The sequence below is a fragment of the Pyxidicoccus caerfyrddinensis genome (assembly GCF_010894405.1).
In the GTDB taxonomy this organism is placed as follows: domain Bacteria; phylum Myxococcota; class Myxococcia; order Myxococcales; family Myxococcaceae; genus Myxococcus; species Myxococcus caerfyrddinensis.
On record NZ_JAAIYA010000002.1, the window covers coordinates 182,203 to 196,436 of the forward strand.

The following is a 14,234-nucleotide window of genomic DNA, read 5'->3' on the forward strand; positions in this document are numbered from 1 at the left end:
GCGGCGGGCTCGCGGAAGGAATGTTTCTTCCACCAGACCTCAGCCAGGCACGGCACCTGGGACCACCCCGTCGGGCGGCTGCCCCGTGGAAGGAACGTTCCTTCCACTTCGACCGGCCGCGGGACGGGGCGATGGCCCGGTGGCGGCGGGTTCTCTCCCCCGTCACGCCATTCCAGGCAGGCCCCAGCTCCGCTCAGCCCGCGAGCAGCCGCGACACGGCCTTCACGTGCGAGCGCACCAGCTCGCGCGCCGCCATCAGCTCGGTGGAGTCCTGGGGCGTGTAGCCCAGGCACAGCACCACGTCGTCCTCGGGCGACGCGCGCATGCCCAGGCGCACGTAGTCCACCGTGCGCGGCACCGGCTCGCCCTCGGTGTCCCGGCTGAAGCGGCCGAACACCGTGGCCTTCGCGTCGCGCCGGGGCGCGGTCTCCTTCAGCGCGAAGAGCTTGCGCACCGCCGCGAGCACCTCCGGCTTCTCCATCAGCACCTCGGGCTTCGCCGGCCCGCCCAGCTCCCACTCGATGAGCCGCAGGCAGCCGCGCACGAACTCCACGTCGGTGATGACCAGCCCGTACAGGTACCAGTCCGCGCACGCCGCCTGGACCAGCCGCGCCTGCGCGTCATTGAGCCAGCCGAAGGACGGACACGTGAACGTCTCGCACACGGAGGCGCGGTACGCACCGCAGTCGCGCAGGTCCGTCCCGCCCGTCACCAGCGGGTGCCCCAGGCAGCCCACCTGCTTGCGGTCCTTGTCCAGGAAACCCAGCAGCGGGCACACCCGCACCGCGGGGAACATCGGCTCCGCGCGCCGCGCCGCGATGAGCTCGCGCGCCGCCTCCTGCCACGCCGACGGCTCCCACGGCGCACGGCGCAGCCGCTCCGTCTGCATCGCGAGCTGCTCCGTCACCGCCGCGCGCGAGTGGTCCCTGAAGTTGTACAGGCCACAGCAGGCACCACATGAGGCGCCGCCGCCGGGTTGGCAGAGGTGGAAAGAAACAGTCACGCTCTACATCTTACGAGCACCAACAATCGGTGCATCAGAAACGTGCGAGCGGGCGCCTTCGCGGGGACCGCCCCCTCCGCCGCTCGGGCGGGGAGGGCAGGCGGGCAGACGTGCGAGGCGGTCAGAACCATTCGGGGCGCATGCGAGCGTAGGAGTCCTCGCCCGTCCGGCACAGCGAGGCCAGCAGGGGCACGCGGGGCAGCTCCACGGCGAACCAGTACTGCGCGGCCGCCAGCTTGCCCTCGTAGAAGTCCCCGTCGCCGCCGCGCGCCAGGCCCTCCTTCGCCGCCGCCGCCTGGGCCAGCCAGCGCCACGCCACCGCGAGCACGCTGAACAGGTCCAGGAAGTCCGCGCTGTGGCGCAGCATCAGCTCCACCTCGCCGGACATGCCGCGCGCGCCCAGGGCGCCCACCACCTCCGCCACCTCGCCCAGCGCCGCCTCCAGCGCGTCGCACCACGCCGCCTCCACGCCCGCCTTGCGCGCCCGCGCCACCGTCGCCGCGACCTCCTCGCCGAAGGACTGCAGCGCCGCGCCGCCTCCCGCCACCACCTTGCGCCCGAGCAAGTCGAGGCCCTGGATGCCGGTGGTGCCCTCGTGGATGCTGTTGAGCTTCTGGTCCCTCAGCCACGCCTCCGGCAGGTACTCGCTGGAGTAGCCGTAGCCGCCGTGCACCTGCACCGCGAGCGCGTTGGACTCGAAGCCCCGCTCCGCGGGGAACGTCTTCGCCACCGGCGTCAACAGGTCCACCAGCAGCTGCGCGCGCTTGCGCGAGTCCTCGTCCGTTCCATGCAGCGCCACGTCCGCCTGGTACGACGCGGCGAGCAGCAGCGAGAGGCCGCCCTCTACAATCGACTTCTGCCGCAGCAGCATGCGCCGCACGTCCGCGTGCTCGATGATGGGCGACTGCGGGCGCGTGGCGTCGCGGATGCCGGCGGGTCGGCCCTGGGGGCGCTCGCGCGCGTAGGCCACCGCCTCGTGGTACGCCACCAGCGCGGTGGCCACCCCGTTCATGCCCACCATGATGCGGGCCTCGTTCATCATCTGGAACATGCACGCCAGCCCGCGTCCGGGCGGGCCCACCAGCCAGCCGTGGCAGTTGCCCTCCTCGCCGTAGTTGAGCGCGAGGCTGGGGATGCCCTTCCAGCCAATCTTGTGGATGACGCCCGCCACGCGGACATCGTTGTCCACCAGCTTCCCGCCCTCGAGCCGCCGCGCCGGCACCGCGAAGAGGGAGATGCCCTTCACGCCCGTCTCGGCGCCCTCGGTGCGCGCCAGCGTGAGGTGGATGACGTTGTCCGTGAAGTCCTGGTCGCCGCCGCTGATGAAGATTTTGGAGCCCTGGATGCGCCAGGTGCCGTCCGGCGCGGGCGTGGCGCGCGTCCTCACGTCCGCGAGGCTGCTGCCCGCCTGCGGCTCGGTGAGGGCCATGGTGCCCGTCCACTCGCCCCGGTACAGGGGCTCCATGAACATGGCCTGCACCTCGGGCGAGCCGAACACCTCCAACAGGTGCGCCGCGCCCAGCGTCAGCCCCACGTACGCGTAGGCGCTCAGGTTGGCCGCCATGAGGTACGCGCTGGACACCGCGTGCACGGTGAGCGGCAGCTGCTGCCCGCCCACCTCCGGCGGCCGCGTGGCGGTGAGCAGGCCCAGCTCCACCAGCTGCGGGTAGAGCTTGCGCATCAGCGGGTGCACGTGGACGCGGCCGTCCTTGAACACCGGCGGCTCCGCGTCCATGGGGCGGTAGGTGGGGTAGAGCACCTCGCGTGCGAAGCGGCGGGTGCTGTCCAGCAGCAGGGTGAAGGTGTCGCGCGAGTGCTCGGAGAAGGCGGGCAGCGCGCACAGGGACGCGGCGTCCAGCACCTCATAGAGCTGGAAGTCCACGTCGCGGTCCGACAGCAGCGGGTTGGGGCGAGGCGCGGTCATGCGCCCGGTGTTACCAGGAGCGCTACCAGGACGCGATGGCCCCGTTGAGGCCCAGGTCGTCCCAGTCCTCGCCACCGTCATCTACCGAGCGCGCGGACGCGGCTTCCTTCCCGGGCGGTGGCGTGGGCCTCCGTCGGGTCGGCGTTTTCGCCTCCTGCTCCCGCATGAGCGGCAGCGCCAGCGCGCCGAGCACCGCCATGGCGAGCGCCGTCTTGAGAGGCTCTCGCGTCGTGGCAGGTGCCAGGCGGCGGACCCGCCGGTTCCCCTGGCGCAGGTAGTCCAGGCGGGACTTCAGCAGCCGCAGCGTCGCGCCCCCCAGGGCCGCGATGGCCAGCCCGCGATTCGCGCGTGCGCGCGTCAGCCCGCCGCCCGCTGCGCGCCGCAGGGACAGCACCTCCAGCACCGCGAAAGTGATTGCCGCCGTCCTGGGGCCCAGCACTCCCTCGCGCGGACTTCGCGACCGCCAGGGCGTGCGTTTCGCTCTGCGGAACGATGGACTCCACATGGGACTCACGCTCCCCGGACGCAGGCACCCCCACCGAGGCACGTCCGTCAGGGAAGGTTGATGACGGGCAGGCAGGCCCGCCATGTAGGGGCGCTCCGGTGCCGTCCGTCCGTGGGCAGGGCGTGAAGCAGGGCTGGCGCCTGCCTGGTCGGCTACCTGACGGGAGTCGACGGTTTCCCCGTATGCCCAAGCCACCGGTGATGTGATGCGCTCGGAGCAACAGATGAAGAGCCCCTCGTTCCCACGCTTTGCTGTCGGCTTCCAGGTGCTGGCGCTGGTGTTCTTCAGCGGCTGCGCGGTGGGGCTCGTCCGGGAGTCACAGGCGCTGGGCGGGCGCCGGGGGATGATTGACCTGGGCGTGGCCGTGGCGGCGGTGGGGCTCGCGCTCCTGTCCCTCCATGGCGCGTGGGTGCTGGCGCGGGCCCGCGTGCTGCGGGTCCTCGAGGCCCATGCGCGGGTCGGCACCTATGTGCAGGTGCTCATGGCGATGGGCGTGCTGGGGCTCCTGGGACTGCACCTCCTCTACACGGAGGGGAGGCCCGCCCTGGGGACGTTCTGCCTGGGGCTGGCCGCGTGGCTCGGAGGTCTCGGCCTGCGTGTCGTGCCCGCCCTCTTCCTGGGAGGTGACAGCTTCATCGACCCGCTGGGCCGGCGGACGCGCTTCTCGGAGCTGGAGTGGTTCAGCCTGCACAAGCAGGAGGAGGGCCTGCCCCGCGTGCTCCTCCTGGCGGGGCGCGGCATGGCGCTGCACCTGGAGGCCCGGCTCGCCGACGCGGACGCCGGCACCGTGCGCGGGAAGCTCCTCCAGGCGGGACTCGCCTCGCGCCCGGGGCGGCCCTGACGCTCAGGGCGCCGCCGCGCCCTTCCAGGGGTCTCCCCGGGTGCCGAAGGCGACGAGCTGGAAGGGCTGGGGCCCGGACACGCGGACCAGTCCCAGCGCGGGCACCGAGGCAGACCACTCCGCGGTGAGCCCCTCCGGATAGGAGTACTCCGTCACCTCGAGCTTCCGGCCGGCGACCGTCTCCGTGCCCCGTCGGAGCACGCGAGGCTGCCGCGGCGGCTGCTTCGCGTCGGCGAAGGCGTCCGAGGATTCGCGCGGAGTCTGTCCGGGCACCAGCACCCGCAGCAGGAGCACCTTGTCGGCCGTGAAGCGCTCTCCCTCGACGAGGAAGTGCAGGGCGACGCGGCCCGTGGAGGGCACCTCGATTTCGAGGAGGAGCCACCGGCCGCTCCGGCCGCCGTGCTTCCCGGGCGCACCGACCCTGACCACGAACTGCGTGGGCCCGTCCGAGGACTCCGCCACGTAGCGCGCCCAGCCGCCCTCGCGGACGACGAGCGGCAGTCCGAGCATCCCTCCGGGTGCGGACTCCTGGGCGCGCACCGGTGAGGCCAGGAGGCACAGCAGTGCTCCCATGACAACCCATGCCCTGCTCATTGACGCTCTCCGATGTCTGGCTTTTGTCTCGAATCCAAGACAGGGCCCTTGATAGTGTGGCTTCCATGGCCCGCCTTCCGACGGTGTTGCTCTGCGGCAAGCTGTTGCTTGGCACGACGGTGGCGCTGGCCGCTGACGGCGGCGCCGCGGGGCCTGGGGCGGCTCCCATGACCGACGCCGGCACTCCGGCGCTGGAGGATGGGGGCACCGTCGTGGACCCTTCGCGCCTGGCCGAGGCGCGGGCCCTGGTCCCTCCACCGCTGCTCTACGGCACGTTCCAGCCCGTGGTCGGCACCTGGGTGGAGTACGAGTTCAGCTCGAAGCAGGGGCGCTTCCCGGTGCGCGCCGCCGTCGTGGGCGAGGCGATTCGCCGCGAGGATGGCAGCCCGCTGTACCAGGTGGAGCTGGACTACGGCACGAAGCCGCGCACGCTGGTGGTGGTCTGGGTCATCGGGGGCACGCGCCCCATGGTGGAGCGGCTGGCCGTCTCCGTCCCGCCCAATGCGCCCATCTCCATTCCCGTCGACCTGTACATGGACCAGCCCGAGCTGCGAGGCGCGCTGACGGCGGAGACGGACACCGAGCTGCGGGGCGGTGCCTTCGCGGGAAGGGCTCGCCAGCGCACCTTCCGGCGGGAGACAGGGGCCGCGGTGACGGTGGTCTCCACGCCGAAGGTGCCGGTGTTCGGCGTGGAGTCCATCCGTGACACCGAGGCCACCTGGGTGGCCCGGAAGACGGGCACCGGCGCCCGCCCGGAGCTGGGCTCGGTGCCCATCGCCATCCCCCGGACGCCGGGACAATAGGGGGCCGGCGCCGCTCAACCCAGCGGGTACCCGAGCACGATGTAGAACCCGCACACGTACATGGTGAAGGCCGCGAACATGTCCGGCGCGAAGGTGGTGATGCCGAGCGCGCCGAGCATCAGCACCATCAGCAACAGTGAGAACTCCGCGGCGGCCTGACCGCGCGAGCGGGAGCGCACGAGCCAGCGGTACGAGCGGGAAAGCCATCCGTTCATGGTGGGTGCTCCTCGGTCGACGGGGTCCGCTCCAGGACCAGGGTGACGAGCGATTCGGGCAGTCCGTCCTTCGCGACGGGGGAGAGCGAGAGGGAGAGGTGCTCGCCGGGCCGCTCGAAGTCGCGCAGCTCCACGCCGTGCTCCGCGGAGCGCGAGTCCACCTGCGAGAAGCCGCGCTCCCGGAGCTGCGCGAGGTAGAAGCCGGCGAGCATGCTCGGGGTGCCGGGAGCCACCTCGGTGACGGTGGTGCTTCCCTCCGAGGGGCCCGGGTTGCGGTCGTCGACCCGCAGCACCGTCATCGCGCCGGGAGGGCGGGGCAGCGAGTCCGGCACGCTGCTCTTGAGGTGGACGCCCTCGGGGGCATCGACGATGGAGGGGAAGACCATGGTGCGCGGCTCCTTGCCGCCCAGTCCGATGGCCGTGACGGAGACGAGCGCGCCGCGGGTGGCGTCGTAGTAGTTGACCGCTCCGCCCCCGGTCCCGTCCGGCTGGTTGACGACGCGGTGCCCGCGTCGGCGGAACTCGCGGGCGTAGAACTCGAGCACCTCGGCGGCGGGGCTCGTCGTCTCGAAGTACGCCATCTCCATCGGGTTGCCGTTGGCCTCCAGGCGCCCCATGGGGATGACGGTGGCCTTCGGATAGTCCGGGAAGAGGCGCTGCATGCGGCCCGTCCCCACCCGCGGCACGGGCTGCACGGGGGGTGGGAAGGCTGGCGCCAGCGTGGGCGCGGGGACGGGTGGGGGCGGAGGCTCGCGCAGCAGGGCCGCGGTGGCCACCAGCAGCAGCAGTCCCCCCAGGCCGACCCAGCGCGTGAGGTGGCCCGTCCGGTCCGACAGCGGCTTCATGTGTCCGTGGCTCCGTACCGCGCGGGCCGCAGGCCGGTGCGCATCACTCGCACGCGTTGGCTCCTCCGTAGTTGTGGTAGCCGCGGGCCATGGCTCCGAGGGTGGAGGGGTCCGCATAGACGGACTCGGGGGCCTCGGACTTGATGGCGCCCTGGAAGAACGCGCCGCGGCAGTTGTAGGCGCGCATGGGCCAGTTGTCGCCGTAGTCGGTGCGGCTGACGAGGCCCCGCTTCTGCTTGATGGCCTGCGGCTCACAGCTGTTGAAACAGCCCCGGGTGTCATTGCGCCAGTAGGCCGCCTGGAGCACGTCTCCTGGCACCGTGCGGGTGGGGCGCGTGGCCGGGTAGTGGCCATTCGCGCCCACCTCGCGCATCAGCACCGAGTCCCGCATGTAGGAATCGTCGAGCGGGTAGTCCAGCCCGAGCACCGAGAGCATGTTGCCGATGGCGTTCAGCGCGCCTCCGCCCCCTTGTGCCAGGCCCGCGTAGACGATGCGGCTCGTCCGGTCGTAGGTGTGCTGCTCCACGATGGGGTAGCTGTTGTTCGGGTCGTCTCCGGGCGCCCAGGCGCGCCACGTGTCATGGAAGACGTAGAACTCCTCGGTGAAGTGGAGGTCCAGCCACGGGCCATCGAAGCCGGTGGTGTAGAGGGCAATCTGGCTGGGGATGATGCCGTTCTCGATGTGGACCTCCACCGTCGTCCGGACGGCCCCCTTGCTCGGGTCCAGGTCCATCTGCCGGGCGACCGCCTCCGCGGTGCCGCCGAGCGCACCGGCGGCCGCGCCCAGCAGCCCGCCGGCGCCTCCCAGGCCGCCCCGCTCCGATATCCCTTCGGACTTGAGGGGCGCCGGGGCGTCCTCCGCTTGGACGGTGAGGGTGAGCCGGTTGCGGTAGGCCGTTCCCAGCTCCCCCGTCTTCGTCGAGCCGTCGAGGTCCTTGTAGCGCGCATAGGCCTCGGCGGCGATGGCGTCCACGTCCTGGCGCACCGTGCGCTCGAAGGACACATAGCGCGCCACCTCCGCGGCCTTGAGGCGGACGCGTTGCACTTCCCAGAAGTAGTTCGCCCAGAGGACCAGCACCACCAGCATGGGGGCCAGCAGCGCGAGCTCCACCGTCGCCGCACCCCGCTGGCGTCGGTGCCTGGGGGCGCTCGAGAGGCACCGGTCAGTAGCTGAGCGCATTGCTGAAGTCCCTGTCGGAGATGTCCCACTCGGGAATGAACGCCTTCAGCATCTTCTCTTCCCAGTGCGTCTTCACGGGCGCCAGGCGCGCCGTCCAGAGCGGGTTGAAGAAGTTGGGTTCCTCCTTCCAGTCGCCCGGGCGGTGATAGATGGCGCGGCCCACCGCCATCGCCATCATGCCTCCCGTCTTCTTCCGGAAGGCCCAGGCATCGACGTCCCGCTCGCCGTTGAGGCCGCCCACGGCCTGCCACGTCATGTCGAGGAAGCCGCCTCCAATGCCTTCGTCCGGGTCATCGCGCTTTTTGGAGCCCTGCCCCTCCATGAAGGCGTTCCGGGAGAGGTTCTCCATGTGGAAGGGTTTGTCCTCCCTGTCGTCGGCGGGCATCATGTCCTTGGTCAGGATGATGATGTTGCACGGGTAGCTGAAGTGGTTCTGCCAGGGTTTGATGAAGCTCGTGTCCGACGTCAGGAAGGGCGTGATGCCCGTCCAGCGGTGATGCCGGTCGGTCTTGGTGGAGCCATTCTCCTGGTGGAACCCATCCCGGGCGTCCGCGGCGGCGCGGAAGCGCAGCTCGAAGAGGGTCTTCCAGGGGAAGATGCCGAAGCACCCCGCGCGCGCCTCAATCTTGACGTCGTCCGAGGCGAAGAGCTGGTCCTTGCGGTTGCCCTCGAAGGTCTCCGAGAAGCTCTTGATTTGACTGTCGGCCACCTTGTCGATGCGGACCTGCCCGATGAGGATGCAGAGGTTGAGGTCCCACCTGCGCCCGATGAGGAAGGGGCCCTTGCCCACCGCGGTCCACTCCCGCCGCACGGCGTTGGCCAGGTTGCCCATCAGCAGCCGGTACTTCGCCATGTCCGGGTCGGAGAGCGCGTTGTCCTTGAGCAGCTTCGAGCGCTGCCGGAGCCCCGTCGGGTCGGTCAGGCTGAAGCTGGTCTCGCTGCTGTGGGGGCCATCGTCGATGGCGTGGAGGAAGTTCTTCATGTTGGAGAAGTTGGCGATGTCGTTCCCGTCCAGCGTCTCCTGGTCCGGGAGGGAGCTGCCCGACGTGACGAAGCCCGGCCGGGCATTGGGGTCCGTGCCCTGGTAGACGCCGTTCGGGTCTTTGGCCAGGAACAGGTCCTTCACGGTGCCGAGCATCATCGCTTCCTGGGCGAGCCAGAGCGCGACATTGAGCCCTGTCAATATGGGTATCAGGACGCGGGCAACTGTCTCCACCGCGGTCTTCCACACCCGGATGGCCTGCTCCACCGCCGCGAAGATGGCGCCGATGCCTGGAATGACCTTGAGCACGCTCGCCGCGACGCGGACGGTCTGGTCCAGGTACACGGCGTGGCTCACATAGGACATCACCGTGAGCATGGCCGAGTAGTGCACGATCATCGCGCGGTTGGTGTAGGCCAGGAAGTTGTAGGCCCGGGCCTCCTTCACCGCGAAGGAGTAGGCCTGTGCGTCGGCGGCGTCCTGGAGCTTTATCTTCTCGTAGACGCCGTGCCCGATGCTCACGGACGCCATCACGCTGACGGCCAGCACCAGCATGGCCACGGCGCCGATGACCATGGCCTGCCCACGTTCGTCACGGCGCAGCCTTCTCAAGAGGCCAAACATTGAACTCCCGTCCGGGTCGTCCGGCGGCTCAGGTGTCGGTGGCGCAGCGGCCCGGTCCGTACCGGTCGTTGCCCAGGAGGTTGGACTGCATGCGCATGGACCAGGTGGAGACCAGGGGCATGACGTACCGGCCGCTCTCCGCCTGTCTGGCCACGCCTTCGAAGTCTCCACCCCGCTCGGCGCCCCGGCGCTCCAGGTATTGCGTGGCGGACTGTCCCCCGACGCGCTTGTTCTCGAACTGCACGCCGCGCAGTCCGTCCAGGTACTCACGTCCCATGTAGAAGCTGTGGAGCTGCCAGTTCGCGAAGGGGATGCGCAGCTCGTAGAAGTAGGTCAGCCGCACCGAGAGCAGGTTGGCCTCGATGACGCGGTCGTCCCGCACGTCGTCGTAGTCAATCTCCCGCCCCTGCATGTGGGAGCCGTAGGTGCCGAACAGGCTGGAGAGCTGGCTCTTCTTCGGGTTGACCACCTCCACCCGAAACAGGGGCAGGTTGCCCTGCGGATAGAACGTGTCGCGGGGCGGCAGTCCCTGGGCCGTGAAGACCGCGGCGGTGTACGCCCGATTGACCTCGATGGTCCGGTCCAGGGTGTCGACACGACCCGCGATGACGCCCCGCAGGGGCCCCACGGTGGGAAGCAGCGCCACCATCGCGGACCGCTCCATGATGCCGCAGTCCCCATGGTTGACGATGCCGGCCCGCGCGGCACGGTAGGCGCCGTACTCCGTCATCAGCCGCGCGTGGTGCACCATGCCGAGCTGGATGATGCCCAGCACGAGGAAGACCATCATCGGGACCACGAGCGCGGTCTCGACGGCGACCTGGCCTGACTGAGAGGAATTGGGTCGGCGAGTCGGGTGCATGACCCCTCAAACGCTTGTAGTGGATTGCCCTTAGTCTGGCCCGCGTCTGAAGGCCTGGTGCAATTGTACTGCAAGTATTTGTAAGGGAATGCCCTCGTGTCTGGTTTGTCTGTCCGCCGGGCGACAGTCCTTTTTCTCGTAACTTGATTGCGCTACCCTGGAAGGTCGAACCGCCTTGGAGCACTGGGGGGTGACGCGATGAGATACGCGGAGCCGGAGACGGTGGAGGAGGGGCTCGCACTCCTCTCCACCCACGATGATGCGCGCTGCCTCGCGGGAGGCGCCTCGCTGGTGTCGAGGATGAACGCGGGCCAGGTCGCGCCCGCGATGCTGGTCAGCCTGCACCGCATCGACGAGCTGGCCACCACCACGGAGAGCGCGGAGGGGCTCTGGCTGGGCGCCATGTCCATCCACCGCGCCGTGGCCACCGAGGCGCGCCTGCGCGGGGCCATGGAGGTGGTCCGCAGCGCGGCGAGCCAGCTCGCGCACCCGGCCATCCGCAACATGGCCACGCTGGGCGGCTCCCTGTGCCTCGCCGACCCGAAGACGGAGCTGCCCGCGGCCCTGGTCGCCGCCTCGGCCCGCGTCGAAGTCGCGGGCCCCGCCGGCCGGCGGAGCCTCCCCGTCGAGCAGCTCCTCGTGGGCGCCTTCCAGACGTCCCTGGGGAAGGGCGAGCTGCTCACGCGCGTCTTCCTCCCCCGGGGCCTCGGCGGCGCGGTGGGCCACCACCTCCGGTTCAGCCGCGTGTCCGCCGACTACCCCACGGTGTCCGTGTCGCTGGTGCTGGCGATGGACGGCGAGACGTGCAGTCACGCGCGCGTGGTGCTGGGCTCGTGTGGCCCCGTGCCCCTCCACGTGGACGCGGCGGACGCGGTGCTCGTGGGCAGCAGGCTGGAGGCGCGCGACGTGGCCGAGGCGGGACGGCTCCTCGTCCAGGCCTCGGCGCCCCTCGATGATGTCCGTGGCTCGGCGGAGTACCGGCGCATGCTCATTCCGCGCCTGCTCGGCCGCGCCCTGTCCCAGGCCCGGGAGCTGGCCCATGTCTGACAAGGTTTCCCTCTCACTCACCATCAACGGCGCGCAGCACGCGCTCACGGTGGCCCCGGAGCGGACGCTGCTGGACGTGCTGCGCGAGGAACTCCGCATGACGGGCACCCGGCGCGGCTGCGACGCGGGGGACTGCGGGGCGTGCACCGTCCTCGTGGATGGCCTGCCCATGCTCTCGTGCCTGTCCCTGCCCGCGCGGCTGGGCGGCCGTGACATCCGCACCATCGAAGGCGTGGAGTCCGGCGGCGAGTTGCATCCGGTGCAGCGCGCCCTGGTCCAGCACGGCGCGGTGCAGTGCGGCTTCTGCATGTCCGGCATCGTCCTGGCCGCGAAGGCGCTGCTCGCGCGCAACCCGTCCCCCACGCTGGATGAAGTCAGACACGCGCTCGGCAGCAACGTGTGCCGGTGCTCGGGCTATGCCCGCGTCGTGGAGGCCATTGCCTCGGTGGGAGGGCGTCCATGAGCCACGACGCGAAGCCGAAGCCCGTACCGGTGCCCGTGGGCGAAGTCGTGGGCCAGTCCGTGCCCAAGCCGGACGCACGCGAGAAGGTGACGGGGCGCGCGCTCTACACCGATGACCTCGTCCTGCCCGGCATGCTGCACGGCGCCCTGCTGGGCAGCCCGCACCCGCATGCGCGCATCCTCGCGTATGACACCTCGCGAGCGAAGGCGCTGCCCGGCGTGCGCGCCGTGCTCACCGCCGAGGACCTGCCGCCCGTCGACATCGGCCCCGTCATCAAGGACCAGCCGCTGCTCGCGCGGGGCAAGGTCCGCTACGCGGGCGAGCCCGTGGCCGCCGTCGCCGCGGTGGACCTGCCCACCGCGCGCAGGGCACTGGAGCTCATCGACATCCGGTACGAAGTCCTCCCCGCAGCCCTCGACGTCGACGCGGCGCTGCGACCGGATGCGCCCGTGATTCACGCACCGCGCGGCGAGGGGCACCCCAACGTCGCCACGCACATCCGGCTGGTGGAGGGCGAGCCCGACAAGGTGTGGGCGCGGTGCGACGCCATCATCGAGGACGTCTACGAGACGCCCGCGCAGCAGCACGTCTACCTGGAGCCGTGCACCACGCTGGCGGCGGTGGACCCGGACACCGGCCGAATCACGATTCACACGTCCACGCAGACGGCGTTCCGGGTGCAGGCCATCACCGCCGAGGCGCTGGCCGTGCCCATGTCCCGCATCCGCGTGCAGGTGCCCCGCGTGGGCGGCGCGTTCGGCGGCAAGGTGGAGTCCACCAACCAGCCCATCACCGTGGCGCTGGCGAAGGCGGCCGGCGCGCCGGTGCGGCTGACCTTCTCGCGCACGGACGACATGCGGATGATGCGCTCGCGCCACGGGGCCCGCATCTACATGCGCACGGGCGCGACGCGGGACGGACGCATCCTCGCCCGTCAGGTGCGCATCCACTACGACACCGGGGCCTACGCGGACGACGGGCCCTTTGTCGCGGCCATCGGCAGCTACTTCTCGCGCGGGCCGTACCGCATCCCCCACGTCGACGTGGAGTGCTGGAGCGTCTACACCAACAAGCTCCGCGCCGGCGCGTTCCGTGGCTTCGGCAATCCGCAGGTCCATTTCGCCAGCGAAATCCAGGTGGACCGGCTCGCAGAGGCGCTGGGCATGGACCCCATCGAGCTGCGCCTTCGCAACGCGCTGGAGACGGGCGAGAAGTGGCTGGGCGGCGCGCCGGTGGAGAGCGGCACGCTGCGCGCCTGCCTGGAAAAGGCCCGCGAAGTCTCGGACTGGCACCGGCGCCGGGAGCGCCCGTCCACCACGAGTCCCGGAAAGCGGCGCGGCCTCGGCATCGCGGCCGTGGGGCACGTGTCCGCGCTGCTGGGCTCCAGCGCCACCGTGCGGCTCAACGAGGACGGCACCGTCAACGTGAGCACCGGCGCGGTGGACACCGGTCAGGGCTCGGACACGGCGCTCGCGCAGGTGGCCGCGGGCGCGCTGGGGCTTTCACTGGAGCAAATCAATTTCAGCCGCCCCGACACGGACACGTCTCCGTATGACTGGTGTACCGGCGGCACCCGCACCACCTTCACCGTGGGGCACGTCATCACCGAGGCGTGTGAGCAGGTTCGCGAGCAGCTCTTCGAGCACGCCAGCGCGATTCTGGAGCGTCCCGTGAAGCAGCTCGAGCTTCGGCCCGGCGGCGTCGTAGGCGTCCGGGGCGAGCCCGGCCTGTCCACCACCTTCGGAGCCATCTCCGGGTATGCGCTCTATGTCGCGGGCGGGCCCATCATCGCCTCCTCGCGCTGGCTGTTCCCCGCGTGGCAGCTCGACACGCGCCGCACGAAGGTGGAGGGGCTTCCCTCCATGGGCAACGGCTTCTTCGTCTTCGCCGCGCAGGTGGCCGAAGTCGAGGTGGACGAGGTGACGGGCAAGGTCGACGTGCTGGAGGCGTGGTGCGTCCACGACGTGGGCCGGGCGCTCAACCCCGCCGCGGCGGCGGGGCAGGTGCAGGGCGGCTTCGTCCAGGGGCTCGGCTACGCGCTGACGGAGGAGCTGGTGTGGAAGGACGGCCACCTCGTGAATCCCTCCATGAGTGGCTACAAGGTGCCGGGCGCGCTCGACGTGCCCGTCGCCATCCACCCCGTCCTGCTGGAGCGTGCCTTCGGGCCCGGGCCCTTCGGTGCCAAGGGCGTGGCGGAGGTGGGCGTGGTGGGCGCGGCCCCCGCCATCATCAACGCCATCCGCCATGCCACCGGCGCGCGGCTCAATCAGATTCCGGCCACGGGTGAGCGCGTGCTGCGCGCCCTGCTCGCGCACGAGGCGCCGGCCACGAAGGACGGCTGAGTCC

At 70.8% G+C, this 14,234-nt stretch carries 14 protein-coding genes; 5 read left to right on the top strand and 9 right to left on the bottom strand.

All coding sequences use genetic code 11. The features are described 5' to 3' along the window. Positions 1-193: 193 nt before the first annotated feature. The 3 genes from G4D86_RS04340 to G4D86_RS04350 form a co-directional block, all read right to left on the bottom strand. Positions 194-1,003, bottom strand: coding sequence for a hypothetical protein (locus G4D86_RS04340; RefSeq protein WP_163989680.1), 810 nt, complete (start codon positions 1,001-1,003; stop codon positions 194-196). 121 nt (positions 1,004-1,124) lie between these two features. Continuing rightward, positions 1,125-2,927, bottom strand: coding sequence for an acyl-CoA dehydrogenase (locus G4D86_RS04345; RefSeq protein ID WP_163989683.1), 1,803 nt, complete (start codon positions 2,925-2,927; stop codon positions 1,125-1,127). A 22-nt stretch (positions 2,928-2,949) separates the two neighbouring features. After that, positions 2,950-3,366, bottom strand: coding sequence for a hypothetical protein (locus G4D86_RS04350; RefSeq protein ID WP_163989686.1), 417 nt, complete (start codon positions 3,364-3,366; stop codon positions 2,950-2,952). Between the two features lie 289 nt (positions 3,367-3,655). Here G4D86_RS04350 and G4D86_RS04355 point away from each other — a divergent pair, with 289 nt between their 5' ends. After that, positions 3,656-4,273, top strand: coding sequence for a hypothetical protein (locus G4D86_RS04355; RefSeq protein WP_163989688.1), 618 nt, complete (start codon positions 3,656-3,658; stop codon positions 4,271-4,273). A gap of 3 nt (positions 4,274-4,276) precedes the next feature. Here the strand turns inward: G4D86_RS04355 and G4D86_RS04360 are convergent, their stop codons facing one another. Then, positions 4,277-4,867 carry a hypothetical protein gene (locus G4D86_RS04360; RefSeq protein WP_163989692.1) on the bottom strand — a complete coding sequence of 197 codons (591 nt, stop codon included), beginning with the start codon at positions 4,865-4,867 and terminating at the stop codon, positions 4,277-4,279. A 65-nt stretch (positions 4,868-4,932) separates the two neighbouring features. Between G4D86_RS04360 and G4D86_RS04365 the strand changes: the two genes are divergently transcribed. After that, positions 4,933-5,670, top strand: coding sequence for a hypothetical protein (locus tag G4D86_RS04365; RefSeq protein WP_163989695.1), 738 nt, complete (start codon positions 4,933-4,935; stop codon positions 5,668-5,670). Between the two features lie 14 nt (positions 5,671-5,684). Here G4D86_RS04365 and G4D86_RS04370 read toward each other — a convergent pair whose 3' ends face one another. From G4D86_RS04370 to G4D86_RS04390, 5 genes are all read right to left on the bottom strand, one after another. Then, complete coding sequence (locus G4D86_RS04370; RefSeq protein ID WP_163989697.1) at positions 5,685-5,885, bottom strand: hypothetical protein; 201 nt, start codon at positions 5,883-5,885, stop codon at positions 5,685-5,687. Further along, on the bottom strand, positions 5,882-6,730 hold the full coding sequence (locus G4D86_RS04375; protein WP_163989700.1) for a hypothetical protein: 849 nt from the start codon (positions 6,728-6,730) through the stop codon (positions 5,882-5,884). Before G4D86_RS04375 ends, G4D86_RS04370 begins: the two co-directional genes overlap by 4 nt. 43 nt (positions 6,731-6,773) lie before the next feature. Continuing rightward, positions 6,774-7,841: a pilus assembly protein gene (locus tag G4D86_RS04380; protein ID WP_240360037.1), complete on the bottom strand. Its 1,068-nt coding sequence runs from the start codon at positions 7,839-7,841 to the stop codon at positions 6,774-6,776. A 52-nt stretch (positions 7,842-7,893) separates the two neighbouring features. Then, positions 7,894-9,468, bottom strand: coding sequence for a pilus assembly protein (locus G4D86_RS04385; protein ID WP_240360038.1), 1,575 nt, complete (start codon positions 9,466-9,468; stop codon positions 7,894-7,896). A 76-nt stretch (positions 9,469-9,544) separates the two neighbouring features. After that, positions 9,545-10,306 carry a TadE family protein gene (locus G4D86_RS04390; protein WP_240360039.1) on the bottom strand — a complete coding sequence of 254 codons (762 nt, stop codon included), beginning with the start codon at positions 10,304-10,306 and terminating at the stop codon, positions 9,545-9,547. A 270-nt stretch (positions 10,307-10,576) separates the two neighbouring features. Between G4D86_RS04390 and G4D86_RS04395 the strand changes: the two genes are divergently transcribed. Genes G4D86_RS04395 through G4D86_RS04405 form a run of 3 tightly spaced genes read left to right on the top strand, consistent with a single transcriptional unit; the run spans position 10,577 to position 14,230 of the window. Then, complete coding sequence (locus tag G4D86_RS04395) at positions 10,577-11,425, top strand: FAD binding domain-containing protein (protein WP_163989712.1); 849 nt, start codon at positions 10,577-10,579, stop codon at positions 11,423-11,425. Further along, positions 11,418-11,888 (top strand): (2Fe-2S)-binding protein, encoded by a 471-nt coding sequence (locus G4D86_RS04400; RefSeq protein WP_163989713.1) that lies wholly within the window; start codon positions 11,418-11,420, stop codon positions 11,886-11,888. The genes G4D86_RS04395 and G4D86_RS04400 overlap by 8 nt, the downstream gene beginning before the upstream one ends. Continuing rightward, positions 11,885-14,230 carry a xanthine dehydrogenase family protein molybdopterin-binding subunit gene (locus G4D86_RS04405; protein ID WP_163989716.1) on the top strand — a complete coding sequence of 782 codons (2,346 nt, stop codon included), beginning with the start codon at positions 11,885-11,887 and terminating at the stop codon, positions 14,228-14,230. The genes G4D86_RS04400 and G4D86_RS04405 overlap by 4 nt, the downstream gene beginning before the upstream one ends. The last annotated feature ends 4 nt before the right edge of the window (positions 14,231-14,234 follow it).